Origin of the sequence: Nocardia sp. NPDC046473, from assembly GCF_040645995.1 — a bacterium.
In the GTDB taxonomy this organism is placed as follows: domain Bacteria; phylum Actinomycetota; class Actinomycetes; order Mycobacteriales; family Mycobacteriaceae; genus Nocardia.
Genome location: NZ_JBEYZJ010000006.1, coordinates 23,669 through 47,573 on the forward strand (window position 1 = coordinate 23,669; position 23,905 = coordinate 47,573).

27 protein-coding genes, 1 tRNA gene and 1 pseudogene are annotated in these 23,905 nt (G+C 66.7%); 18 read left to right on the forward strand and 11 right to left on the reverse strand.

The features are described from left to right. Window positions 1-111: 111 nt before the first annotated feature. Window positions 112-474: a hypothetical protein gene (locus tag ABZ942_RS21610; RefSeq protein WP_357384643.1), complete on the forward strand. Its 363-nt coding sequence runs from the start codon at window positions 112-114 to the stop codon at window positions 472-474. Here the strand turns inward: ABZ942_RS21610 and ABZ942_RS21615 are convergent. The 3 genes from ABZ942_RS21615 to ABZ942_RS21625 all read right to left on the reverse strand — a co-directional run bounded on the left by ABZ942_RS21615 (window position 471) and on the right by ABZ942_RS21625 (window position 2,312). Next, window positions 471-836, reverse strand: a complete 366-nt coding sequence (locus ABZ942_RS21615; RefSeq protein WP_357384645.1) for an MmcQ/YjbR family DNA-binding protein — start codon at window positions 834-836, stop codon at window positions 471-473. The genes ABZ942_RS21610 and ABZ942_RS21615 overlap by 4 nt on opposite strands. A 47-nt stretch (window positions 837-883) precedes the next feature. Further along, window positions 884-1,366 carry a peptidylprolyl isomerase gene (locus tag ABZ942_RS21620; protein WP_357384647.1) on the reverse strand — a complete coding sequence of 161 codons (483 nt, stop codon included), beginning with the start codon at window positions 1,364-1,366 and terminating at the stop codon, window positions 884-886. A 148-nt stretch (window positions 1,367-1,514) separates the two neighbouring features. Continuing rightward, a complete protein-coding gene (locus ABZ942_RS21625) occupies window positions 1,515-2,312 on the reverse strand; it encodes a metalloregulator ArsR/SmtB family transcription factor (RefSeq protein WP_357385837.1) in 798 nt (265 codons plus the stop codon). A gap of 201 nt (window positions 2,313-2,513) precedes the next feature. Between ABZ942_RS21625 and ABZ942_RS21630 the strand changes: the two are divergent. From ABZ942_RS21630 to ABZ942_RS21645, 4 genes and pseudogenes are all read left to right on the forward strand, one after another. Then, window positions 2,514-3,017: pseudogene (locus tag ABZ942_RS21630) on the forward strand (ABC transporter ATP-binding protein); the annotation flags it as partial. Between the two features lie 266 nt (window positions 3,018-3,283). Next, window positions 3,284-3,361: transfer RNA gene (locus ABZ942_RS21635), tRNA-OTHER, on the forward strand. A gap of 33 nt (window positions 3,362-3,394) precedes the next feature. Next, window positions 3,395-4,243 carry an ABC transporter permease gene (locus ABZ942_RS21640; protein WP_357384649.1) on the forward strand — a complete coding sequence of 283 codons (849 nt, stop codon included), beginning with the start codon at window positions 3,395-3,397 and terminating at the stop codon, window positions 4,241-4,243. Beyond that, window positions 4,236-4,478 carry a helix-turn-helix transcriptional regulator gene (locus ABZ942_RS21645; RefSeq protein WP_357384651.1) on the forward strand — a complete coding sequence of 81 codons (243 nt, stop codon included), beginning with the start codon at window positions 4,236-4,238 and terminating at the stop codon, window positions 4,476-4,478. Before ABZ942_RS21640 ends, ABZ942_RS21645 begins: the two co-directional genes overlap by 8 nt. An 11-nt stretch (window positions 4,479-4,489) precedes the next feature. Here the strand turns inward: ABZ942_RS21645 and ABZ942_RS21650 are convergent, their stop codons facing one another. Continuing rightward, the gene (locus ABZ942_RS21650) at window positions 4,490-5,371 is read right to left on the reverse strand and encodes an NAD(P)-binding domain-containing protein (RefSeq protein ID WP_357384653.1); all 882 of its coding nucleotides are present in this window, start codon (window positions 5,369-5,371) and stop codon (window positions 4,490-4,492) included. A 143-nt stretch (window positions 5,372-5,514) separates the two neighbouring features. Between ABZ942_RS21650 and ABZ942_RS21655 the strand changes: the two genes are divergently transcribed. After that, window positions 5,515-5,865: a helix-turn-helix domain-containing protein gene (locus ABZ942_RS21655; RefSeq protein WP_357384655.1), complete on the forward strand. Its 351-nt coding sequence runs from the start codon at window positions 5,515-5,517 to the stop codon at window positions 5,863-5,865. Here the strand turns inward: ABZ942_RS21655 and ABZ942_RS21660 are convergent. After that, entirely contained in the window at window positions 5,862-6,989 is a 1,128-nt protein-coding gene (locus ABZ942_RS21660) for a glycerate kinase (protein ID WP_357384657.1), read from the reverse strand. The genes ABZ942_RS21655 and ABZ942_RS21660 overlap by 4 nt on opposite strands. A gap of 212 nt (window positions 6,990-7,201) precedes the next feature. Between ABZ942_RS21660 and ABZ942_RS21665 the strand changes: the two genes are divergently transcribed. Further along, the gene (locus tag ABZ942_RS21665; RefSeq protein WP_357384659.1) at window positions 7,202-7,648 is read left to right on the forward strand and encodes a nitroreductase family deazaflavin-dependent oxidoreductase; all 447 of its coding nucleotides are present in this window, start codon (window positions 7,202-7,204) and stop codon (window positions 7,646-7,648) included. Window positions 7,649-7,666: 18 nt separating this feature from the next. Here the strand turns inward: ABZ942_RS21665 and aroQ are convergent, their stop codons facing one another. Both aroQ and ABZ942_RS21675 read right to left on the reverse strand, forming a co-directional pair. After that, window positions 7,667-8,107 carry a type II 3-dehydroquinate dehydratase gene (gene aroQ, locus ABZ942_RS21670; protein WP_357384661.1) on the reverse strand — a complete coding sequence of 147 codons (441 nt, stop codon included), beginning with the start codon at window positions 8,105-8,107 and terminating at the stop codon, window positions 7,667-7,669. Between the two features lie 68 nt (window positions 8,108-8,175). Next, window positions 8,176-8,784 carry a hypothetical protein gene (locus ABZ942_RS21675; protein ID WP_357384662.1) on the reverse strand — a complete coding sequence of 203 codons (609 nt, stop codon included), beginning with the start codon at window positions 8,782-8,784 and terminating at the stop codon, window positions 8,176-8,178. Window positions 8,785-9,182: 398 nt separating this feature from the next. On the opposite strand from ABZ942_RS21675, the gene ABZ942_RS21680 reads away from it, so the two are divergent. Beyond that, entirely contained in the window at window positions 9,183-10,862 is a 1,680-nt protein-coding gene (locus tag ABZ942_RS21680) for an NTF2-like N-terminal transpeptidase domain-containing protein (protein ID WP_357384663.1), read from the forward strand. A 3-nt stretch (window positions 10,863-10,865) separates the two neighbouring features. Here ABZ942_RS21680 and ABZ942_RS21685 read toward each other — a convergent pair whose 3' ends face one another. From ABZ942_RS21685 to ABZ942_RS21695, 3 genes are all read right to left on the reverse strand, one after another. Beyond that, entirely contained in the window at window positions 10,866-11,246 is a 381-nt protein-coding gene (locus ABZ942_RS21685) for a DUF3054 domain-containing protein (RefSeq protein ID WP_357384665.1), read from the reverse strand. 100 nt (window positions 11,247-11,346) lie between these two features. Next, complete coding sequence (locus ABZ942_RS21690) at window positions 11,347-12,435, reverse strand: YbhN family protein (RefSeq protein WP_357384667.1); 1,089 nt, start codon at window positions 12,433-12,435, stop codon at window positions 11,347-11,349. Window positions 12,436-12,439: 4 nt separating this feature from the next. Then, the gene (locus ABZ942_RS21695; RefSeq protein WP_357385839.1) at window positions 12,440-13,951 is read right to left on the reverse strand and encodes an adenylate/guanylate cyclase domain-containing protein; all 1,512 of its coding nucleotides are present in this window, start codon (window positions 13,949-13,951) and stop codon (window positions 12,440-12,442) included. 221 nt (window positions 13,952-14,172) lie between these two features. On the opposite strand from ABZ942_RS21695, the gene ABZ942_RS21700 reads away from it, so the two are divergent. The 4 genes from ABZ942_RS21700 to ABZ942_RS21715 all read left to right on the forward strand — a co-directional run bounded on the left by ABZ942_RS21700 (window position 14,173) and on the right by ABZ942_RS21715 (window position 18,026). Next, on the forward strand, window positions 14,173-15,345 hold the full coding sequence (locus ABZ942_RS21700) for an AI-2E family transporter (RefSeq protein ID WP_357385841.1): 1,173 nt from the start codon (window positions 14,173-14,175) through the stop codon (window positions 15,343-15,345). A 24-nt stretch (window positions 15,346-15,369) separates the two neighbouring features. Then, window positions 15,370-16,542, forward strand: coding sequence for a DUF5931 domain-containing protein (locus tag ABZ942_RS21705; RefSeq protein WP_357384669.1), 1,173 nt, complete (start codon window positions 15,370-15,372; stop codon window positions 16,540-16,542). Between the two features lie 66 nt (window positions 16,543-16,608). Beyond that, a complete protein-coding gene (locus ABZ942_RS21710; protein WP_357385843.1) occupies window positions 16,609-17,244 on the forward strand; it encodes a response regulator transcription factor in 636 nt (211 codons plus the stop codon). Window positions 17,245-17,369: 125 nt separating this feature from the next. Next, window positions 17,370-18,026 (forward strand): DUF1707 domain-containing protein, encoded by a 657-nt coding sequence (locus tag ABZ942_RS21715; RefSeq protein WP_357385845.1) that lies wholly within the window; start codon window positions 17,370-17,372, stop codon window positions 18,024-18,026. A gap of 10 nt (window positions 18,027-18,036) precedes the next feature. Here ABZ942_RS21715 and ABZ942_RS21720 read toward each other — a convergent pair whose 3' ends face one another. Then, window positions 18,037-19,227: a helix-turn-helix domain-containing protein gene (locus ABZ942_RS21720; protein WP_357384670.1), complete on the reverse strand. Its 1,191-nt coding sequence runs from the start codon at window positions 19,225-19,227 to the stop codon at window positions 18,037-18,039. Between the two features lie 158 nt (window positions 19,228-19,385). Here ABZ942_RS21720 and ABZ942_RS21725 point away from each other — a divergent pair, with 158 nt between their 5' ends. The 6 genes from ABZ942_RS21725 to ABZ942_RS21750 all read left to right on the forward strand — a co-directional run bounded on the left by ABZ942_RS21725 (window position 19,386) and on the right by ABZ942_RS21750 (window position 23,800). Continuing rightward, complete coding sequence (locus ABZ942_RS21725) at window positions 19,386-19,589, forward strand: hypothetical protein (RefSeq protein WP_357384672.1); 204 nt, start codon at window positions 19,386-19,388, stop codon at window positions 19,587-19,589. A 4-nt stretch (window positions 19,590-19,593) separates the two neighbouring features. Continuing rightward, window positions 19,594-20,052: a hypothetical protein gene (locus ABZ942_RS21730; protein ID WP_357384674.1), complete on the forward strand. Its 459-nt coding sequence runs from the start codon at window positions 19,594-19,596 to the stop codon at window positions 20,050-20,052. 138 nt (window positions 20,053-20,190) lie between these two features. Then, complete coding sequence (locus ABZ942_RS21735; protein WP_357384676.1) at window positions 20,191-20,460, forward strand: type II toxin-antitoxin system prevent-host-death family antitoxin; 270 nt, start codon at window positions 20,191-20,193, stop codon at window positions 20,458-20,460. Beyond that, the gene (locus ABZ942_RS21740) at window positions 20,450-20,899 is read left to right on the forward strand and encodes a type II toxin-antitoxin system VapC family toxin (RefSeq protein WP_357384678.1); all 450 of its coding nucleotides are present in this window, start codon (window positions 20,450-20,452) and stop codon (window positions 20,897-20,899) included. Before ABZ942_RS21735 ends, ABZ942_RS21740 begins: the two co-directional genes overlap by 11 nt. Window positions 20,900-21,013: 114 nt before the next feature. Continuing rightward, window positions 21,014-23,053: a DUF2339 domain-containing protein gene (locus ABZ942_RS21745; RefSeq protein ID WP_357384680.1), complete on the forward strand. Its 2,040-nt coding sequence runs from the start codon at window positions 21,014-21,016 to the stop codon at window positions 23,051-23,053. Window positions 23,054-23,275: 222 nt separating this feature from the next. Next, window positions 23,276-23,800, forward strand: a complete 525-nt coding sequence (locus ABZ942_RS21750; RefSeq protein WP_357384682.1) for a hypothetical protein — start codon at window positions 23,276-23,278, stop codon at window positions 23,798-23,800. The last annotated feature ends 105 nt before the right edge of the window (window positions 23,801-23,905 follow it).

Below are 23,905 nucleotides of genomic sequence, written 5' to 3' on the forward strand. Positions count from 1 at the left end.
ACATCTTACGATTCCGCTCGTGCCCCTGAATTTGGGGGCACTGAATTCGACTGCCTGGACGTAACCTTTCGGCGCTCCACACCGACAACACACGCAACAGGAGGAGTTAAAATGCGAAAGACAATTACCACCGCCGCCCGCCTCGTGGCCGCCGGTGTTTCGGGGCTTGCCTTTGTTGCAGTTATCGGCTCCGGCACCGCACAGGCAGCACCGCAGGATTGTGCCGTCCAGCGGGACCTTTTCGGTGCGTCCGCGACCTGCCAACCCGATGGTGGCAGCAATTACGTCCTGCACGTCGACTGCTTCGGCCTGTATGCCAGCGGACCGTTCCCGCTCTACGGCGTCGGCGCCTACAAGATACTCAGCTACCCGTTCACCCCGGACGGCCAGCGCATATCGACCGCGTGCACCGGCGTGGGCCCTGGCGTCGTCGCCATTGCCACCAACGCGTATGTGGAGATCTACCGCGGTTAGGAAAACCGCTCGGCTGATTGCGGCAGGTCCGGGACCTGGGCGACCAGGTCGTCCGGAGCCGACAACCGCCAGGCCTCGAACACCAGCTCGGCCAGCTCATCCGCCTCGATACCCGCCAGGTGGACCACGACCCAGCCGAAACCGCCTGCCGTGAACTGTTCTTCGAAGACGTCGGGCCGCTCGGAGACCAACGCCTTCTGTTCGGACAGCAGCTGTTTCAATCCGACCGTCTGGGTGCGCGGCCAGTAGTAGCCGAACAGCTTCCCGCGCACCTTGTACGAGGTGTACTTCGCACCCTTGCTGCCCTGCACGTCGACCAGGCCGCCGATGACCCGGAAGAACTCATCACTCTGTACTGCCACCGCGGACCCCTCACAAGTCAGAGTCCGCAATATACCTGCGCCGCTGGTCAGCGGGTCACGGTGGCCGAGGTGAGCACTACCTGCTGGACCGGTACGTCCTGTCCGCCGGTCTCGACCTTCCCGATCTGGTCGACGACGTCGTGGCCGCGGGAGACTTTGCCGAATACCGCGTAGCCCCAACCGTCTTGACCCGGGTAGTCGAGGAACGCGTTGTCGCTGGTGTTGATGAAGAACTGCGCGGAGGCCGACTGCGGGTCGGACGTGCGAGCCATGGCGACGCTGTAGGTGAGGTTCTTCAGCCCGTTCTTGGCCTCGTTCTCGACCCTGTTCGGGGCCGGCTTTTCCCGCATGGTCTTGTCGAGCCCGCCGCCCTGGATCATGAAGCCGTCGATCACGCGGTGGAAGATGGTGTCGTCGTAATGGCCACTGTTGACGTAGGTCAGGAAGTTTCGCACGGTCTTGGGTGCTTTCGTTTCGTCGAGTTCGAGCTCGATGTCACCCATAGAGGTTTGGAGCAGGACCTTGATCATGAATTCCCCAATTTGTGCGACGGGCTCAGTCCCGCAATCGCCCTGACGGACGCGTGCTCCAACCGAGCTGGACACGGACCTGTGCAGCTTACCGGTGCGTGGCCGCGAGGAATCCGTTTCGGCTACGCACCGGTACCCGCTGCGCCGACTACACCGCCAGGTCGGGCAGCACCTCGCCCGTCTCCAGCAAGGTCTTGAGGTTGGACAGGATGCCCGGCCAGCCGCCGCTGATCCCTTCCTGCACACCGCTGTTCGGCGGAAAATTGTTGTGTACGACGGTCAGCTTGACCACATCGCCGCTGGCCTGCTCGAGTTCGAAGGAAACCTGGGAGCGCGGTTCGCGGGCCCAGGCGGCGACGAGGTCGGGGTTCATGTCGAAGGCCTCGGCGAACGCGGGATCGAAGGTGTGCCAGGTGTAGGCGAGCTTGTTGTACGGGTCGGCTTCCAGCACCACCTGCTCGGGGTCCTTGCTGGTCCAATCCTGTTGGTGCCAGACCATTTCGGAGCCGGGCTGCCAGTCGGTGTCGAAGGACGAGCCCCAGTAGCGCTTGGTGAAAGCCGGCTCGGTCAGCGCCTGCCACAGCTTTTCCCGGGTGGTCTTGATGAAGGTCGTGTAGACGAAGGTGTTGTCGCTCATGGGTGCTGCCTCCAAAGCTTTCTTGAGATCGGCGAGTGCGTGTACGCGCGCCCGGTCGTAGCGGGTGATCCAGCGTTCGGTGATGGCATTGATGGGTTCGGCATTGAGGTAGTGCAGTTTTTCGCGGCCGCTGCGGCGAGTGCTGATCAAGTTGGCCGCCTCCAGCACGGCGAGGTGCTTGCTGACCGACTGGCGCGCCAGCTCGAGCCCGGCGCACAGCTCGCGCAGGGTTTGCCCGTTGCGGGCATTGAGACTGTCGAGCAGCCGCCGGCGATTGGGGTCGGCGAGCGCCTTGAATACCTCGTCCATGTCACCTTTCGCTTTATGCAGCCGTTCGGCTGCATGTTTTGAGATTAGGCAGCCGAATGGCTGCATGTCAAGGGGGCGATTCGAAGAAAGCATTGTTGCTGTGAAATGTAGTAGGTATGCTACGAATCGAAGGGCACCTGCAACGGGGGGAGAACCATGACCTTGGGTCAAGGCGTCGCACTCGACGTCGAGAAATTGCGTATGCGATACGGCAGTACTGACGTTCTGCGCGACGTGACGTTCCAAGCGAGGCACGGCGAAGTGCTGGTGCTACTCGGCCCGAACGGGGCGGGTAAGACCACCATCATCGAGATCCTGGAGGGCTTCCGCATGCGGTCGGCGGGCCGTGTCGAAGTGCTCGGTGTCGATCCGGCGCACGGCGGGGAGGCGTGGCGGGCGCGCATCGGCGTCGTCCTGCAATCGTGGCGTGATCACGGCAAGTGGCGGGTGCGGGAAATGCTGGACTATCTGGGTGCCTTCTATGCGCCCTACCGCACCGACAGCATCCAACGGCCGTGGGACACAGACGAACTCATCAAATCGGTGGGCCTCACCGACCAGTCGTCCAGCAAAATCAAGGACCTGTCCGGCGGCCAGCGCCGCCGGATCGACGTCGCGATCGGCATCGTCGGCCGCCCCGAGGTGCTGTTCCTGGATGAGCCGACCGCGGGTTTCGACCCGGAGGCCAGGCGCGAGTTCCACGATCTGGTGCATCGGCTGGCCGACGACCAGCAGACCACCATCCTGCTCACCACGCACGACCTCGACGAGGCCGAGAAGCTCGCCGATCGGATTCTGATCTTGGCAGGCGGGCGGATCATCGCCGACGGATCGGCCGACGAGCTCTCCCGCCGGATCGCCGGCGAAGCGGAGGTGAGCTGGACCAACGACGGGCAACGGTTCGTGCACTCGACCGCTGAATCGACCAAGTTCGTCTACGAACTTTTCAAGCAACACGGTGACGCGATCGGCGACCTGGAGGTTCGCCGCGCCTCGCTGGAGGACACCTATATGACGCTGGTGCGCCGGTTCGAATCCGGCCAGGTCGAGTCCGAGCTGCGCACGATCGAGGAGGTAGGGCGATGAACCCGATCGCGGTGGCCGTTCGCCAGGGCTGGGCTCGCGGCGCAATCGAGTTGCGGCAGTTGCTCACCAACGGTCAAGACCTGTTCGGGCTGCTGTTCTGGCCGCTGGTCGTGCTGGTCGTGCTGTTCTTCCTGCGGCACGCGTCGTTCCAGTCGAGCGGACTGCTGCTCGGCTCGCTCGCCTTGCCCAGCGTGATCGGCATGCTGGTCGCGATGAACGGAATGGTCGGCATGGGGCAGCAGCTCACCATCGACCGCGAGGACGGCACGCTGTTGCGGGCCAAGGCGACCCCGAACGGCATGATCGGCTTCCTGGTCGGCAAAATCATCCAGGTGTCCGGCATGGTGCTCATTCCCAGTGCGGTCATTCTGGTCGCCGGGTCGTTCATCGTCGACGGGCTCGCGCTCGACGATGTCGGGTCCTGGCTGACGTTGGCCTGGGTGCTGGTGCTCGGGCTGCTCGCCACCTTGCCGATCGGGGCCGTGTTCGGGTCGATGTTCGCCAATCCGCGCAACTTCGCGTTCATGACGCTCCCGATCACGGGACTGGTCGCGGTATCCGGCATCTTCTATCCGATCACGTCGATGCCCGGCTGGTTGCAGGGCACGGCCCAGGTGTTTCCGGTGTACTGGCTCGGGCTCGGCATGCGCTCGGCGATGCTGCCGGACCAGGCGGCGGCCGTCGAGCTCGGCCAGTCCTGGCGGCACCTGGAAACCGTTGGGGTGCTTGGTGTCTGGGCGCTGATCGGGCTACTCCTCGCGCCGATGGTGCTGCGCAGGATGGCGCGGCGCGAGTCCGGCTCCAGCGTCGCCGCCCGCCGCGAGAAGGCGATGAAGCGTGCCTAGTGAGGCCATCTACAACCGCATCGCGATGCTGCGCGCCGAGCGCGGCATCTCGCGGCGCGAGTTGGCGGAGGCGCTCGGCGTGCACTATCAGACCGTAGGCTACCTGGAGCGCGGCGAGTACAGCCCGAGCCTGCATCTCGCACTGCGGATTTCGGCCTACTTCGAGGTTGCGGTGGAGGTCATCTTCGCCACCACCCCCTTCCCGCGTCTCGGGTCGAGCACCGAAACCGCTTGAACCGCAAGCGGCTACACCTTCTCGCCGCGCAGTAGAGCGTAGGTCGACACCGCCTCGCCCTTCGCCTCGCTGGCGGCAATGGCCTTGCGCCACAAAGACTGTGCGGTGTGCGAGAACGTCGCGTCCACGCCGACCTCCTCGCTGGCGTCGATGATGTGCTGCGCGCCCGCGTCCATCATCTTCAGGCTCGCCAGGCTGGCCCAGCCGCCGTTCTGGTTGGCGACCGAGAACTCCTCCATGAAGTAGGGGAACGCGGCGGCCGAGCGGATGGCGAACGGCACGAACTGGGCGATGCTGTGCCCGGAGCGGTCGATCAGCGCGGTCGCCTGGTCGAACGCGAGCAACCACGGGTGGAAGATGGTCAGCAGCGCCTGGTAGAAGACCTGTGCGAGACCGTCGTCCGCGCCGAGGTACTCCTGCGGGCTCAGCGGCCGCAGCAGGTCGGCGTGCGCGTCGAAGACCTCGCGCGGACCGCTGTAGAAGATGTACGACGCGGGATGGACGATATTGTCGCCCGCCGACATCACGCCGCCGGAAATGAATTGCGCACCGTGCGAGCGGACCCACTCGGCACCCTTGCGCGCCTTGTCCGGCGAATCGGAGGACAGGTTGGCGATCACCTTGCCCGCCAGGTGATCGGTCGCAGGCCCGAGCACGTCGTACATGGCGGCGTAGTGGGTGAGGCTCAGCACGGTCACCTCGTTGGCGTCGAGTGCGTCGGCGACCGTCGCGGCGCGTTCGGCGCCGAGCGCGATCATCGCGTCGACCTTGTCGCTGCTGCGGTTCCACACGGTCACCTGGACGCCGGCGTCCAGGAAGGCCCGGACCATCGCCTGGCCCATCGGGCCGAGGCCGACGACGGAGACGGAGCGGGGGCTGGTCTGTTCGGACATTATGTGTCCCTTCGGTTCTCGATCGGATGGTGTCGGCGCCGGAATCAATACTCGTTGTCGCAGGTAGGGTCGGGAAGACCGAACGTTCAGGTGGGGTTGCTTACCTAGAGGTTCGAAATGCGGTCAGAAGGAGTGCGGTGGACATGAGCGGTGACGCGGATCACGACGTGTGTGGCATGTCCGTGGCGATCGATGTCGTCGGCGGCAAGTGGAAACTGCACCTGATGTGGGCGCTGAGCGCCCGCCCGCAACGGTTCGGCGAGATCCGTCGCCTGCTCACCGGCGTCAGCGAAAAGGTGCTCGCGGAAAACCTGCGTCACCTCGAGGCGAGCGGCGTCGTGCACCGCGAGGTCTACCCCGAGGTCCCGCCCCGCGTCGAGTACTCCCTCACCCCGCTCGGCGTGGAACTCGCCGCAGCCTTGCGTCCCCTCGAAGAATGGGGCGAGAGGTATCGCAACGAACTCGTCGGAAACCTGCTCGCCTCGGTGACCTAGCGGCGCAGGTGCTGTTCGGCTATCCGTGCGCCGATCTGTTCCAGGAGGGGGCTCGCGTCGGCGATCGAGCGGGCGGGGTCCGGCTCCAGGTCGGTGAGCGGGTAGCAGGCGGTGAAGCCTGCTGCTCGAATCTCGTGGGCGGCAAGGAGTGTGCGGCCGACGACGGCGATGACGGGGACGCCTGCCTTGCGGGCTGTGTCACAGACGCCGATCGGGGCTTTGCCGTGCAGGCTTTGGGTATCGAGCGAGCCTTCGCCGGTGATCACCAGGTCGGCGCCGGCGAGTAGGGCAGGGAAGTCGAGGAGTTCGAGGATTACCTCGATGCCGCTGCGGACCTCTGCGCCGAGCAAAGCCAATGCGCCGAAACCAGTTCCGCCTGCGGCACCGGCGCCGGGCTCACTTGCGACATCGTGTCCCGCCAGCCGTGCCCAGTTGGTGAGCGCGGTCTCCAGCGTTTCGAGATCCCCTGTGTCAGCACCTTTCTGGGGTGCGTAGACCGCGACGGCTCCGGTCGGCCCGAGTAACGGGTTGTCGACGTCGCAGGCCAATGTGACAGTGGCGGCGGCGATTCCGGCGTGCATAGCGGAGCGGTCCAACTGTGCGGCGTGCGCCAAAGCCGCACCGCCATGGGGTAATTCGTTGCCGTCGGCGTCCAGAATCCGGGCGCCGAGCGCCTGCGCCATGCCTGCTCCGCCGTCGGTGGAGGCGCTGCCGCCCAGGCCGAGGACGATGTCGGTGGCACCGTGGTCGAGGGCGTGCGCGATGACGACACCGAGGCCGAAGGTGCTCGCGCCGAGTGGATCCGGTTGGCCCCCAGGGAGTTTCTCCAGTCCGACAACCGTCGCCAATTCGATGACGGCCGTCGTCTCGTGCCTCGCATACGACGTGCGGTCGGGCACGCCCGTCGGACCGGGCGCGATCAACTCGACCCGCGCCCACCCGGCGGCCACGAACGCGTCGACGGTCCCGTCGCCGCCGTCGGCGACCGGTACCTGTCGGATCCGCACCTGCGGTGCGACCCGCGCGATGCCCGCGGCAAGCGCCGCCGCCACCCGCGGTGCGGTGAGCGACCCCTTGAACTTGTCCGGGGCAAGCACTACCCGGCGAACGGTCTCGCGCGTCATCCCCACATTGTCGGGTGCGTGCCGAGCTGGTGCGCGTCGGCCCGTTCCGATTCATCCACAGGCTTGTCATCCCCTGTGAGACCTGTGGATGTACTGCGAACGCGCTGCTGAACGGCGAAAACAGAAAAAGAGAGCACTGCTCTTGACTTTGTGTTCGCCAAAGTGGAACACTTATCGCAACAGAGAGCAGTGCTCGCTAAGGAGTGAAGATCATGGACCACAGCACCCGCTACATCGGCCCGGCCGGCCTGGACCCGATCATGAACCGGATCGCCAACTGGCTGCCCAGGCTCGGTATCAGCGTGATGGGTTCGCGGCTGCTCGCGGTCCGCGGCCGCAAGAGCGGGGAGTGGCGCACCACGATGGTCAACCTGCTGGTTCGCGAGGACGGTGCCCGCTTCCTGGTCGCCCCGCGCGGACACACCCAGTGGGTGCGCAACCTGCGCGCGTCAGGCGGCGGTGAGCTGCGGCTCGGCCGCAAGGTCGAGGAATTCACCGCCACCGAGCTCGCCGACGCGGACAAGGTCCCGGTGCTGCGGCTCTACCTGCAGAAGTGGGGCTGGGAGGTCGGCAAGTTCTTCGAGGGCGTCACCAAGGACGCGACCGACGACGAATTGGCCGCCATCGCACCGGGTTTCCCGGTCTTCCAGATCAACTGAACGCGCGGGTCTGCGTAATCAGGTTGTGCGCACCAGGAATTCGATCGCGGCGGCGTAGCCCTGGATGCCCATGCCGGCGACCACGGCGGTGGCGATCGGGGAGATGTAGGAGTGATGCCGGAACTCTTCGCGGGCGTGCACGTTGCTGATGTGCACCTCCACGATGGGGAGTTCCGGGATCACCAGCGCGTCCCGCAGGGCCACCGAGGTGTGCGTGAGCCCGCCGGGATTGATCACGATGCCCGATTCGACGCCGCGCGCCGCGTGGATCCGGTCGATCAGCGCGCCTTCGGAATTGGATTGGAAGGCGACGATCTCGCGGCCGCAGCGGTGCGCGATCTGCCGGCAGAGTTCGACGACGTCGTCGAGCGTCGCCGACCCGTAGACCTCCGGCTGACGAGTGCCGAGCATGTTCAGGTTCGGGCCGTTGAGAACCAGGATCGGACCGGGTGCGGACATGCCCGCAACATTAGTCCGTTGTGCATGAGCGGCCTTCCCGGCGCAAGCTACTGCGTCCGGGCGCGTCGCTAGAGCCCCTGCGGTCCTTCCGAGCGCAGGTCGTCCACCTTGCGCATGGCGCCGCGTAGCTCCTCCAGCCAGGATTCCGCGTGCTTACCGGCCAGTTTCACGGTCCAGGCCAGCGCGTCGGCCCGCGAGCGCGCCACGCCCGAGTCGACAAGGGTGTCGAGCACCTTGCGTTCGGGCTGCCGCAGCCGGGTCATCACCGGAACCGCCAGGTGGGTGAACATGACCCGCTCGCCGCCCACCGACACGCCCCACGCGACGCTGCGTCCGTAGCGACGTTGCGCCTCGTCGGCGATCTGCATGCGGGCCCCGCGGGTCGACTCACGGAAGCGGGAGATGGCGCCCTCCTTCGTCGCCTGCGGAACTTCCTCGGTCGGCGCGTCCGCGTCGCCTTCCGCAGGTGTGTCGACGGGGGTCTTGGGCTGGGTGATCGGCAGCTCGCCGATGACGACGATCTCGTCCCGGTCGATCTCGATGACGGGCGCGCCGACGAACCAGTCTGCGGGCAACCGGCCCGCGAACCAGTCCGGCGCGTCCGCGGGATCCGGGAGGTCGGCCTGCTGCCAGCCGCCCGGTCGTCCGAATCCTCGACCCCGATGTTCGTGTCTCATGAGGGATTCACCTGCTTACTTTTCAGTGTTGCTTACAGTGATTACAAGATTACGTCGCAATCCCGGACAATGGTTCCGCTCTGTGCGAACAGAGTTCGCCGCTGGTTAACGGGGGTGATTTGCGGTTCGTAGACGCTCGCTCTGGGTACTCATTGATCCGAAACGCCGAGTAAGGCAGTAAGCGCACAACTTTGCGTGGGGCCCCGGTACGGTAGCGGCGCCGGTTGTCGCCGCAGCACTGGATAAACGATCATGATCGGTCCCCCGAGACGGGAGATTTCGGGCACAATTGAGATGCTGAGCATAGGTAACGTCCTTGTGGCGTAGGCACCGCAGACAGGTCTTTTTCAGGTACGGTGGTCTTGTTACTGGAGTGACAAGAGTGAAGAGTGGGCGACATGGATGTCTGGGGATCCCGCCGCTTTCGCGTCCGGGGCGCTATGGCACTCGCGGGGGTGGCGGCGCTCGCGATCGCGATGGGATCGTGCGGCGTACACGAGGGTAAGAACGAGGCCGAGGCTGTCGTAGAGCGTTTCACCGAGCTGTTGGACAAGCAGGATTACGTCAAGGCTTCGGAGCTCACGTCGTATCCGTCGGCGGCTTCGGCAACGCTGAAGCAAATGTTTGCTGGGCTGCAACCGGGCAAGGCCGATTACAAGAAGACGCAATACATCGGCCTCGATTCCGAGGCGGCGATCTTCAGCATGGACGCCGACTGGAACTTCGGCGAGGGCAAGAACTGGACCTACAGCCTGCAGGGCAACGTACGCAAGCTCGCCATCGGCTGGCGCATCTCCTGGGATCCGGCGATCGTCATGCCGCAGCTCGACCACAATCGCACCGTGCGCCTGGTGCGCACCGAGCCGGCCCCGGCCCCGCGGGTCAACGACATCGCGGGCCAGCCGCTGATGACCGAGCAGACCATCAACGTGATCAAGCTCGACCCCGCGAAGATGCCCGACCCGGTCGGCTCGACCAACGCGCTGGCCAAGGCCATCGAGCCGGTCGCGCCGCTGATCACCGGGCCGTCGCTGATGCAGCAGGTGGCCACCTCGCAGGGCAAGCCGGTGGTCGCGGTGAACCTGCGCGAGCCCGACTTCGCGATCCTGGAAAAGGACATGGCGCCGATCCCCGGCGTGGTCATGGAGAAGCAGCCGCGGCTCATCTCCGCCGACCGCCGGGTCTGGTCGCCCATGCTCGACGCACTGAGCAAGGTGCAGCAGGAAAGTCAGGCGAACCACTCCGGCTGGGGTGTACAGATTTTCGAACAGGACGGTCGCTTCGTCGGTCAGCTGGCCGGCGTGCAGGGCCCGCCCGGCCCGGACATCGCGGGCACCATGGACCAGCGCCTGCAGCGCGCCGCCGAGGACGCGGTGGTCAGCGCGGCGACCCCCGCCTCGATCGTGGCCATCCAGCCCTCCAGCGGCGCGGTGGTCGCGGTCGCGCAGAACACCCAGGCCAGCGAGCACGGACCGGTCGCCTTCACCGGGCTGTATCCGGTCGGCGGCAATATCGAGCTGTTCCGCAATATCGCGGCCGTCGCCAAAGGCAAGGCACCGCAAGAGATTCCGGTGCAGGAGGCGGCCGAGGCCGCGACGACGCTCGGCGTCGGCATCGACTTCAAGGTGCCCGGTCTCGACGAGGTGACCGGGCGGCTTGCCGTCGCGGGCCGCAGCGCCGAGCAGGTCAGGCAGGGTGGCGGTTCGGATGCGGTGCTGGCCAGCCCCTTCGGGATGGCGATCGCCGCCGCCGCGATCGCCCGCGGCGCGGTGCCGCCGCCGATGATCGAGGTGGCCCGGCCGAGCACCACCGACGCCCAGCTCGCCCCGCTGTCGCCGGAGATCGCCGACCGGCTGCACGGCATGCTGCGCGATTCGACCAACGCGCCCGATCTCGCCAGCCTGCGCGGGTACCGAGACGTCAACGGCTACAGCGCGACCGCGGGGCGCGACGGCTGGTTGATCGCGATCATGGGCGACCTGGCCTTCGCCATCCACATCAACGACGTGGACAGCGGCGACGCCACTTCGCGGATGGCGGTGCGGATGCTGCAGTCGCTGGCCGCGCCGGAGACGTAATTCTTATTTCAACGCGGTGATGGCGGCGCGCCAGCCGAGCAGGAACAGTGCGAGCACCACCGCCGCGACCAGGATGAAGCTGAATGCGGTGCCCTGACCGCTGACCACGCGCAGCAGCATGCCGCCGCAGAGGGTGCCGAGCCAGACCAGAATTCCGGTGGGCCACAGCGCGGTTCCGTCGAATCGCGTGTCGCGCCCGGCGTCGCCGAACATCCGGCTCGCGGCGGCCACCGCCACGGTCCAGCCGATCGCCAGGCCGATCGCGAACGGCCAGAGCGTGCGAAGTAGCCCGGTGAGTACCGCCTCGTCGTGACTGCGCCTGCCGATCGCACAGAACAGGATTACCAGTAGCGCATCTACCAACAACGGCACCAGTTTCTTCACCCGGCCAGCGTAGTTGGGTGGGTCCTGCGAGATGTGAAGTGCCCGCGCGCTGCGTGTTCGGCCGTCCGTTTCCACCACGCCGCGCCCGCGCGGCCAAAATTCAGAAGCGGCGCTGCGAGAATTCCTTCTCGAACTCGGCGTCGTCGGCCTGCGGGGTGCGGAACAGGAACAGGAAAACGATCCAGCCGACGATCGCGACCAGGATGAAGCTCACCAGCCGGTAGACGAACGCGGCGGCCACCGCCTGTGCGGCGGGCAGCCCGGCGGCCGCGGTGAGACCGTAGATGAGTGTCGCGTCCACGTAGACGATCCCGCCGGGCGCGAACGGAATCGAGCCGACCGCCTTGCCGATGGCGAACGCGAGCAGCAGTCCGGCCAGCCGCGGCTCGGCACCGACGGCATAGCAGGCGGCGCCGAGACAGGCCACGTCGGCGAACCGGTGCAGCACCGCCCACACCGCGACCAGCGCGCCGTCGCGCTTGCCGAGATCCACCGACTCCAATTGCGCGAGCACGTCGGCGATCTTGTTGGCGCCCTGGTCGGCCGGGCGCTTGCGGACCCGGTTGACCAGGCTGAGTGCCTTGCGCAGCAGCGCTTCCAACGACCCGGGATTGCGCGAGACGTAGTTGCCGCCCCACACCACCGCGACCACCGCGGCCAGCGACAGGATCAGTTTGAACGGCCCGATGGTGCCGCCGGACAACAGCGTGCCGCCGACCCCGAGCAACGCCAGCCCCGCCGCGGCGACCACGCCGGAGAACACCAGCTGCCAGGACGCGACGATCGGGCTGGCGCCGAAGCGCCGGGTCTGCCGATAGGTGAAGGCGGTGGAAAACACCTGGCCCGCAGGCAACGTGACGGACATGGCGGTGGCGCCGTAGACCACCGCGACGGATTTGCGCTGACTCACCGCGACACCCCCGGCGTTGAGCAGTTGTTTCTGCACCCGCCCGAATCCGCTCATCGACAAGGCCTGCAGCCAAATACAGGCGGCCACCCACCCCCAGTGAATGTCGCTGAGTTTGCGCCACGATTCGTGTAGTCGCGGCCACAGATAGATACCTTCGGCGATCAGCAATGCCAGCAGGGCGACGCCGAGCACCCATTTGACCCACCAGAATTTGCCACGGCGGTGTTCGGTCGTTGGAGTCGGCGCAGGTTCTCCTGCCGGTTCCCCATTAGCCGTCACCCGGTCAGCCTAACGAACGCACCGTTTCGCTGTCTGTAGGCTGATCGCCCTCCTGCGGATAGGCAAGCAGCGTTTTTCGCCGCCGTCCGCGCAGCTGTACCTCGTCGCCGGTTTCCCACTTGTCCTGCTCGCTTTCATCGGCGAAATACAACGCGCTGCCGGAGGCCAGGGTGCGGCCCGGCTGGTCTTTGGCGAGCTCGGTCAGCCGGGAGGCCTCGTTGACCGGATCGCCGATCACCGTGTATTCGAAACGATTTGCGGCGCCGATATTTCCGGCGACGGCCAGACCCGCCGATACGCCGATCCCGATATCGAGGCCGGGCACCTCGCGCAGCACCTCGCGCAGTTCGCGGGCCGCGGCCAGCGCGGCGGTCGGCGCGTCCGGCCGGTCCAGCGGCGCGCCGAAAATGGCCAGTGCGGCGTCGCCGACGAACTTGTTGACGAAGCCGTTGTGCCGGTCGATCACGTCGACCACGATCCGGAAGAACTCGTTGAGCAGGCTCACCACCTCGGTCGGCGGGCGTTCGGCGGCGGTCGCGGTGGAGCCGACCATGTCCACGAACAGCACGGCGACGAACCGGGTTTCACCGCCGAGCTCGGTGCCGTAGTCGAGTGCGCGCTGGGCGACCTCCTCGCCCACGTGCTGACCGAACAGTTCCTGCAGCTGGCGGCGCTTGGCGGCCTCTTCCATCATCCGGTTGAAACCGACCTGCAGCAGCCCGATCTCGCTGCCGTCGAACACCTCGACCTGGACGTCGCGCGAGCCCTCCTGCACCCGGTCGATGGCCTGGCTGAGCTGACGCACCGGGTCGGAGATGCTGGATCCGGTCAGCATGGACAGCGCCAGCGCCTGCAGGATCACCACGCCGCAGAGCAGCAGGATGGAGATGGCCAGCGATTGGGCGGAGAACTTCACGTCCGAGGAGATCTGGGTGATGCACAGCAGCACGATCGCGATGGTGGGGGCGAAAGTGCCCATACCCCAGGTCATTGCCATCCGGGTGCCGACACCGGGGGTCAGCGTGTGGTCGAACGTGCCTGCGGTCAATGCCGCCGCCGCGACCGGGCGCAGGATGCGCTCGCCGAGCATGTAGGTGAAGCCGAACACGATGGTGGCGGCCATACACAGGGTGACGATGACCGCGCCCGCCAGCTTGGGTTCGTCGGTGATGATCAGCAACGCCAGGATCGCGCCGCCGATCAGCCAGAGCGCCAGATGTAGGATGGCCTGCCGCAGCGGGGCGTGCAGTGCGGCCATCTGCTCTTGGCGGCTCGGTGGTCCGCCACGCATCTGCCAGCGCATCACCGGGCGCAGCATCAGCGCGGACGCAGCCATGCTGAGCAGGCCGCCGGTCAGGAAGACCAGCGCGGGGATGAGCAGGCCGGTGCCGCGCGCGCCGTCGTGCGCGCCCTCGGGCACCGGCAGCCCATACTGGATGAAGGCCCAGACCAGCACCGCGCCGAAGGCGTTGGCCAGCAGCATCGAGGTCAGGTACAGCGGCCAGCGCGTTCGCATGGTCTGTTTGACCGCTTCCAAGGGCGCCGACACAACCAACAATCTAGCGTTTCGATCATGCGCGCCTCCCGCGGCGCTGTCGCGCGCCCTGGCATTCGCCCGGCCCGGCGCAGGCTGAGGACGGACAACTGTCTGCTTTGCTCGTTATGCTCGGCCAGGTGACGGACCCGAAGCCGAGCTCGAAGCGGAATGCCTCCCTGACGCGGCCTGCCGCTGATTCCGTGCACCCGATCGTGCGGGTGTCGGCGGAGTGGGGCTGGCGACTGCTGATCCTGTTCGCGGTGACGCTCGCGCTGGCCGCGATCGTGCAGAAGCTGGCGACGGTGGTCATTCCGCTGGCGATCGCCTTGCTCGCGGCCGCGCTGCTCGCGCCACTGGTCGACTGGCTACAGCGACTAGGCGTGCCGCGTTCGGTAGGCGTATTCGTCGCGTTGGTCGGGTCGCTCGGGCTGGTCGCGGGGGTCATGACCTTCGTCGTCGAACAGTTCATCGCGGGTGTGCCGCAGCTGTCCGACGAATTCACCAACAGCATTCACAAGATCCAGGATTGGCTGATCACCGGCCCGCCGCATCTGAGCAACGATCAGATCCGCAACGTGGGCGACCAGATCATCAAGACCATCCAGTCCAATCAGGACCGGCTCACCAGCGGTGCGCTGACCACCGCGACGGTCATCGCCGAGCTGCTCACCGGCACCTTCCTGACCCTGTTCATCCTGATCTTCTTCCTCTACGGCGGCGATCAGATCTGGCGCTTCGTCACCCGGATCGTGCCGACCGAGCAGCGCGAGAAGGTCCGCACCGCCGGGCAGCTCGGCTTCGGCACGCTGGTCGGGTTCGTCCGCGCCACGGTGGCCGTCGCGGCGGTGGATGCCATCGGCATCGGCACCGGGCTCGGCATTCTCGGTGTGCCGCTGGCACTTCCGCTGGCCTCGCTGGTGTTCATCGGCGCGTTCATCCCGATCATCGGCGCGTTCGTCGCCGGGTTCGTCGCGGTGTTCATCGCGCTGGTGACCAAGGGACTGATCACGTCGCTGATCGTGCTCGGCATCATCATCGCGGTGATGCAGCTGGAAGGCCATGTGCTGCAACCACTGCTGCTCGGGCGGGCGGTGAGCATCCATCCGCTGGCGGTGGTGCTGGCTATCACCGCCGGCGTGGTGCTCGGCGGGATCGCGGGTGGTCTGCTCGCGGTCCCGTTCGTCGCGGTGATGAATACCGCTATTCGGTCGCTGCTCACGGGAAGTCCGGAGGAGTTGTTCGAGGAACTACAGACCGGGGAGGTCGAGCCGGACGATCCGGAGCCGGGCCGGTTCGATGTGGCGGCGACCTTGGCGAAGGAAGACACCCGAGTCTCCGCGCCGGAATCCGATGACGGCGCGCCGAAAAGCTGAGCCCGATGGGGGAGGCGGGGCTTGATGGCGCGCGGGGCTGAACCGCGCTCGTCCGATGTGGCGACCACGCCGCTGTGGCGGGCCGCGCAGGCGTTGCGGCTGGTGACGCTGCTGTACGCGGTGTTGCAGCAGGTCGCTTCCGCGCCCTACTACCAGAATCAGCGGTTGAGCTGGGTGCTCATCGCCTTGATGGCGGTGTGGTCCGGTGCGTCGGCGATCATGTTGTCGCAGTGGCGTTTTCCCGATGTGCGGCGGGTGCGCGTCTGGGTGGTGTTCGGTGACCACGTGGTGGTGATCGCGCTGATGGCGGCGACCAGGCTGGTCGCCGACTACGACTGGTACCACGGACATCAGACGCTGCCGACGACGCTGTGGGCCACCAATGCCGTGATCGGGGCGGCGATCCTGCGCGGGCCGGTCGCCGGGGTGCTGTCCGGTGCGTTGATCGCGGCGGTCGCGTTGACCGTGCGCGACCAGTGGGGGCAGGACGTGTGGACCGATGCGACCGTGCCGGTGCTCGTTTCCGTCGGCCTGGCACTGGGTTTGGCGGCCAACACCGCGCGCCGCGCGCAGGACCAGCTCGAACGCGCGGTTCGGTTGACCGCGGCCACAGAAGAGCGGGAACGGCTTTCGCGTGAGGTGCACGACGGCGTGCTGCAGGTACTCAGCTACATCAAGCGGCGCGGTACCGAGATCGGTGGGCCCACTGAGGAATTGGCGCAGCGCGCGGCGGAACAGGAAGTGGCGCTGCGGGTGCTGATCACCGAGAGCGCCGTTCGCGAGGATTCCGGTGGGGCCGAGGTCGATCTGCGTCCACTGCTCACCGTGCACGCGACGCCGTCGGTGTTCGTGTCCACCCCCGGTAATCCGGTGCCCATCGGACGGTGGGCAGGTGCGGAGATCGCGGCCGCCGTGGCGACGGCGCTGTCCAATGTCGCACTGCACGCCGGGCCAGACGCGAAAGCCTATGTGCTGCTGGAGGACACCGGCGATGAGCTGGTGATCAGCGTGCGCGACGACGGAGTCGGCATCCCGCCCGGTCGGCTGGCCGAAGCGGAAGCCGAAGGGCGGCTCGGGGTTTCGCGGTCCATCGTCGGCCGGATCGAGGCGCTCGGCGGCACCGCCGAACTACTCACCGAGACCGATGACGGGGTCGGCTTCGGCGCCGAGTGGGAATTCCGGGTACCGCGAACATGAGACCGTGGCGATCGACCCAGGAGGTATGGCGTGACCGATAACGTTGCGGCCGAAGCTATTTCGGTGATGGTGGTGGACGACCACCCGATGTGGCGCGACGGCGTCTCGCGCGACCTCACCGAGGCGGGCTTCCACGTCGCCGCCACCGCGGACGGGGTCGGCGCGGCGACCAGGCGGGCGGCGGCGGTGCGGCCCGCCGTGGTGCTGATGGACATGCAGTTGCCCGACGGGAACGGCGCGCAGGCCACCGCCGAGGTGCTGCGCGTCTCGCCGGACAGCCGGGTGCTGGTGCTCTCGGCGTCGGCCGAACGCGACGACGTGCTCGACGCGATCAAGGCGGGCGCCTCGGGTTATCTGGTGAAGAGCGCGTCGGTAGCGGAGCTGATCGAGGCGGTGCACGCGACCGCCGCCGGACAGCCGGTCTTCACGCCCGGCCTGGCGGGCCTGGTCCTCGGCGAATACCGGCGGATGGCCACCACACCGGCCGAACCCGACGAGCCGCACCGTCCGGCGCTGACCGATCGGGAGACCGAGGTGCTGCGGATGGTGGCAAAGGGGTTGTCCGCCAAGCAGATCGCGTCGCGACTCGGGCTGAGTCATCGGACCGTGGAAAATCACGTCCAGGCGACGCTGCGCAAGCTGCAGCTGGCCAACCGGGTCGAGCTCACCCGTTACGCGATCGAGCAGGGCCTCGACGAGTAAGAGCTGCCCGAAAGTCGTACACCGTTATCCGGGATCGCCCTGATACATCGCGGCCCGCGGATCGGTAATCTCGAATCATGGGCGGACCCGAATCGGAATCCAATGGCGTCGGCTCCGGAGACGCGATAGGCGACCGGGATCTACGCGTGTCCGACGTCGAACGCGAGCACGTCGGCCAGCTGCTGCAGCGCGCCGTCGGGCTGGGCATGCTCTCGCTCGGTGAGTTCACCGAGCGGATGGACACCGCGCTGGCCGCGAAGACCCGCGGCGAACTGAATGCCGTGCTCATCGATCTGCCCGGCGTCCGCCTGGTCGGCCGGCCCGCCGCGCCGCCGTCGACCTTCGTGAATACCGCGCCCTCGTTCGTGAAGCAGCACCGTCCGGCACCGTCCCCGCTCGCCGGGCCCAGCGCGCCCGGCGGCGTGATCCGCTCTCGCCTGTCCGGGGTGAGCAGGCGCGGGCCATGGCATGTCGCGCCGTCGCTGCAGCTCAACAACTGGCTCTCCGGGGTGACCCTGGATTTCACCGAGGCGATCATGTCGACCCAGGTGGTCGAGTTGACCGTCGATGACTACTGCAGCTCACTCACGCTGATCCTGCCCACCGAGGCGACCGTCGACCTCGACGACGTCGACCTGATCGGCTCCAGCGTGAACAACAAGGTGCGCACCGGACCGCCGTTCGGACCATTGCACCTGGTCGTGCGCGGTCGCATCCGGTTCGGCTCCATCACCGCCAAGCACACCTTCATGGCGCACTGGCGTCGCATGATGGGCCACTGACCGTTCGGGGTCAGGTGTTGACGCCGATCCGGCGGGCGAAGGCGCGCAACGGGACTCGGCGGTCGTGATCGAGCAGTTCGGAAACGATGTGGCGCGGCAGCGACTGATATTTGAGCCAGTCCGCGCCGCCCACTCGTTCGGCGGTGAGCAGCGTGTCGAGTGCGCGCTGGTGCTGACCGGTGCGGGTCAGCGCGACCGCGGTGTCGGTGAGATGGCGGGCCCGGGAGGCCTGCGGGAGGCCGCCGTTGGCGGGCATCGCCTTGGCGGCGGCCAACGCCTCGGGATAGCGCTCGGAGGACACGTTGACGTCGACCGTCTGCATGACGACTTGCGAAGGGCCGAAATAGGTTTCGTAGTCCCGGCGATCGCTGCCGAGCCGCAGCGCGACCTCGCCCGCGGCCTCGACCAGCGACAACGCGTCGGGTATCGCCTGCGCCCGGCCCGCGGCGGTCGCGCTCAGCAAGACCAGCGACCCGTACGCGGACAGGTGCTCGGGGGTGACCTCGCCGGACGGCTCCAAGCTCGCCGCCGCACGCAACGCGACCCGGCGCGATTCGTCATAGCGGCCCTGCACCAGCAACTGCCAGGCGACCGAGCCGCGGATGGTGCCGAGCAGTAGCGGGTCGTTGCCGTCCTCGGCCGCCGCGAGCGCCTGCCGGATCGCCAGGAACGCCGGATCGGTCTGGCCGAGGTGCACCAGCGTGCAGCCGGTGACCCAATACATCCGGGCCAGCAGCTCATTCGCCAGCGCGACCGAGCCGTTGCGCGCGGCATGGACGGTGGCCCGCAGCTGGGTGAGTCCCGACGGCAGGATCGAGGTGAGCAGTTCGTAGCGGCCGACCCAGTAGGCGCCCCACGCGTAATCGACGGCGCGGCGGCCGTCGTCGAGGCTGATCGCCGCCTCCTCGTTGGTCTCGCCGAGCAGATCGTCGACCGGGGTCAGCGCGCGGCGGATGGCGACGATGCCCGAATCGGGATCGCTGGACGGCACGCCTGCGCGTTTACCGATGAGGTCGGCGATGTCCACATCCAGTGCGCGGGCCAGCTTCTGCAGGCTGGCGATCGAGGCGGTCTGGCGGCCGCCCTGCTCGAGTTTGCGCACCAGGTCGACGCTGACTCCGGCCTGATCCGCGAGCTGGCGCTGGGTGAGCGCCTTGCCGCGGAACATTCGGATGCGAACGCCGATCGACGAATCGTCCATGTACCCAATTCCTTTTGTTAAATCTGGGTTTCAGGGTACGACGCTAAATCACCGAACTCGACCAAAGTGGGACATTACGTACGACTCGTTCACTGCTGGATGGAATACCGTTGCCTTTCTGCAACTTTGATAGCAAAGGGCGGCGGCAAATGAACACCATGCCGAACACCTCTGTGCAGGGCAAGCGCGCCGATCGCGCGCTGGGACCCGCGAGCCATCGCAGCACCCGACTCTCCCGCACGGCTTTACCGACCTACCGCGGCGTCACCGCACGCCACCTGCAGCGCGTGCGCGAACAGCACGGCCCGCTCCGCCGAACGACGACCTCCGCGATCCGGTCCGCTGTTCTCGCCGAAGGGTAAATCCATGTTCGAGCGCTGTCATACCCCCCTCGATATCGCCCACCTGCTCCGCGATCTGTACGGCCTCCCGGTACAACTGCTGGCCGGGCGCCCGATGGTCACCACCGGCTCCATCCTCGGCGCCATCGTCATGCCGCCTGACCTGGGCCGCAAGGTCCTCGCCATCCTGGACCGCACGCACACCGCCCCGGTGATCGCCGACCCCGGCGAACGCAGCTGGACCTTCCTGGTCACCCCACCGACCCCGGCCCACCCCGTCGAGGTCCCCGTCCGCCGCTACCTGGCCGGTCACCACGTCACCATCGTCCCCGGCGGCCACCACATCCTCCTCCCCACCACCGACTCCACCCTCGGCTGGCATTGGGCAGGCGAACCGGCCCCCGGCGCCCTCCGCATGCCGCCACGCCAAGCCGTGATCAACGCCATCCACCAGGCAACCACCCGCCAAACCGCCACTCCCTGACCACCCGCCGAGACCGCCCCCCCACCCGCCTCACCGGGCTGGGGGTCGGTCGGCGAGCCCGCCCGCCTTTGCCCAGTCGGCGATACTTGTGGTGCCACTCAGAAGCGCAAGGTGCTACGTGCTCTATACCCTCGAGGTATGTCTCTTCAACCCGAGATTACGCAGCGGGACCTGCGAAACAAGTCCAAGGAGATCATGGATGCCGTCGAGCATGGACGGTCGTTCACGGTCACCCGAGACGGCCACCGGATCGGCGAGTTGATCCCGTTGCGTCGCAAGCGACGGTTCGTCAGTCGAGAAGATTTCGCGGCGATGTCACGGAATGCTCCGGACATCGATCTCGAAGCGTTCAGGGCTGATCAGGACGCTGCGGTTGACACCGAAGCGAGTAGTCCGTATGACCGATGAGGTTCCGGAATTCGGGCTGCTCGATACCAACATCCTGATCCTGCGTCGACACATCGATTCCGCGCTGCTTCCTGCGAGCATGGCCATCAGTGCCATCACGCTGGCTCAGTTGTCGTCAGGGCCGCATGAGGTGCGTCGTAACGATGAGCAGGGTGACTATGACGAGCACGAGGAACGGGCCCGGCGGCTCGACGTCCTACAACGGGCTGAAAGTGAATTCGATCCGATCCCGTTCGATGTAGAGGCTGCGCGTGTGTACGGACGAGTATCGGCGGCAGTCGTCGCGATCGGCCGAAAGCCTCGAAGGCGCCTCGCGGACTTGATGATCGCTGCTACTGCGGTTGCCGAAGACTTGCCGTTGTTCACGACCAACCCGGATGACTACCGGGGTTTGGATAAGTTGCTGCGGGTCGTTCCAGTAGCGCGACCGTTGGGTTAGGCCGGCAAATCTCCTGGCCGCGACAGTGTCCTAGCTGATGTCGGGTAGATATTCGGGGTCTACCGGGGGTAACTACTCATGCTGGTGGGTGGGGTAGGCGGCCAGCATGGGGTTATGACCACATCTATCGATCCGGTGTTGATTTCGCGCATTTCGGGGGAGTTCTCTGCGTTGGGGGCGCAGATGGGGGTGCTTGGGCGGGATTTGGAATTGTTGCGGGCTCAGGTTGTGGGGAGTTCGTTTGGGGTGCAGGGGGTTTCGGCGGTCGCTCCGGCCGAAGGTGCGCCGGTGGCGGGGCCGTCGGCGCAGGTGCCGCGGGTGGAGCAGCAGGTTCCGCTCGGGATGGTTCCGCCGAGTTCGGCTGTGCCGCCGACGTATGTTCCGCGGTTTGCTCCGGCTGCGCCCGGGTGGGCTGCCGGGGCGCCGGGTGGGGCGATGCCGCGGCAGGCCGGGCGGATGCCGTCGCGTGGCGCGGTGCCGCCGATGAGTGCGCCGATGCTGCCACCGGGGATGCGGCCGCCGCCTCCGCCGCGGCTGGGGCCGCCGGTTCCGCATACGCCGTGGTGGCAGCGGGATGGGGTGATCAGTCGGGTGCTCGCGGTGGCGGGGGTGGCCGTCACGTTGATCGGTGTGGTGATGCTGTTGGTGCTGGCCGCGCAGGCGGGGTTGTTCGGGCCGGTGCCGAGGGTTGTTGCGGGCGCATTGTTCTCGGCGGCGCTGGTGGCGGCCGGGATACGGGTGTTCGGCCGGGTCGGTGGCCGGGTCGGCGGGATTGCGTTGGCGGCCACCGGAATTGCGGGGGCGTATCTCGATGTTGTTGCGGTGACTTCGATTTACCACTGGTTGCATCCGGTGATCGGGTTTGCGGTGGCGTTCGGTGTCGCGGCTATCGGTGTCGCACTGGCGATGCGGTGGCAGTCGCAGCCATTGGCGGTGTTGGTCGTGGTCGGCGCGGCGGTGTTGTCACCGGTGCTGACGACGGAGCTGGTGTTGCTGGCGTTCCTGATCGTGTTGCAGTTGGCTTGTGTACCGGTGCAATTGGTGCGGGATTGGCCGTATCTGCATGTGGTGCGGACCGTGCCCGCGGTGCTGGCCACGTTCCAGCTGATCGCTGGGGCGATTCTGAGTGGTCCTTCGGACGGTGAGCGGCCACTGCTGCTGCTCGCCGCCGTGGCGGTGGCAGCGGTGGGGCTGGTCGGGACCGTTCTGGTGGTCCGTCGCAGGCCCAGTGATCTCACCGCCTCGCTGATGCTCGCGCTGGCAACGGTGCCGATGCTGGCCGCGCCGGGGCTGTATGAGGTCGATCGTCCCGTCGCGGCAACGATCGCGGGGATCTTCGCAGTGGTGTTGCTGGCGGTGGCCGGAACCGCGCTTGTGCCGAAATTGGCTGGGATAGTAAAGATTCCGAGCCACACCGCGGTGGTCGCCGCCGTCGCGGGTTCCATCGCGTTGCTCGAAGTCTGTGTCGCGGTGACCGATCCGCGAACCTTGCCAGCCGCGTGGTTCCTGGTGGCCTTGGGCTTCCTCGGCGTGGCAGGCCAACGACGCTCCAGCGTCGCGGCGGGCATCGGCGCGGCCTTCGCGGCACTCGGCGCTTTCGCCTTCCTGAACGTCGCGGGGCCGGATGTCCTTGCTTCCCAGCGGCGTTCGATGGAAAGCCTGAGCATCTCGACGGTGCTAGGAGCAGTGCTCGCTATCGCAGTGGTTGCCGTGGCTGTATGGTGCGCGCGAAAACTGCCGAGCCTGCAGCGCACTGCCGAACTGCAGTGGATCGTCGCAAGTATCGCCGGCTTGTACGCGGTAACCGCCGCGACAGTCTCGATCGGCATCGCGACCGGCGCGGACGACGGCTTCGTCATCGGCCACAGCGCCGCAACCATCCTGTGGATGGCAGGCGCCACCGCCGCTCTGTTCTACGGACTCCGCAATATCGGCAAGGCCACCGCGGTAGCCAAACTCGCCCTCGGCTCCGGCTTACTGGTCACCGCAGCAGCTTTGGCCAAACTCTTCCTGTTCGACCTCGCCACCCTCGACGGCCTCGTCCGCGTCGCCGCCTTCCTCGCCGTCGGAGTCCTACTCCTCGTCGTCGGCACCAGGTACGCACGAGCATTCGCCGAAGCAGGTGCGAACTCCCGCGAACCAGGCGAAGCGTGATCGGGTCGGGGCCGATCCATCTAAACCGGAAACTCCACCGCCCGCACCGGAACCACAAAACCCCCAGGAGCAGCCATCCACTCCGGTCGATCCGAGAGGCGCTCCCGGTGCCGCAGCCGGGACCGGGAGCGGCAACACCACCCGGATTGCCGTCTGAGCAGCGCGTATGATGAACGAAGGGATTTCGATGAACTCCAGCGCCCGGCGATCGGAGAGCAATCGATGACGTCATCTCGTTTTGCGGTCTGGCCGACGAGGCTGCTGTTGTTCGGTGGCACATTCGTCATTGTCTTCGCTGTCGACAGGGTCTTCGCGTTATTGGGAACGCCCTTGTTCGGCGGCATTCTGGAAATGCTGCTTTGGTCATTGGGTGGAACTCTGGTAGCACTGTTCCTGGTGTCACGAGGGGTGCTGCGTACGGCTGAAAACAATGCGGCGCAACGTGCGATGAGATTGGTCTTCTCGCCGAAGCGGAATGCGACCGAAATCGATACGGTGGCCAATGCGGATCTGGCCGTGCTGGCTCGCATGATTCGGCAGATAAGTATCTTCGGATCGCTGGGTCTCCTAGTGCTGGCCGTACTGTGTTTGAGCTACGCGTCGTCGATCGAGCAGCGGGCCGCCTGGGTTGCTTTCGCGGGGCTGTGCATTGTCTCGGCTCTTATGCTCTGGGTGGTCCGATTCGCCGGTCTCCGTCGTATTCGTCGAACTCGAACGGCGTTCTTCGGCACGAGCGGAAAGGGGTGAATCTCGCATGAAGTGGTACGAGAGTTGCCTGCTCGTCGGTGTCGCGGCCTTCGTGGCTACCGTAGTGACTTTCCTGTCGCCGTTTCCCCGGCTGCGGGTGACGCG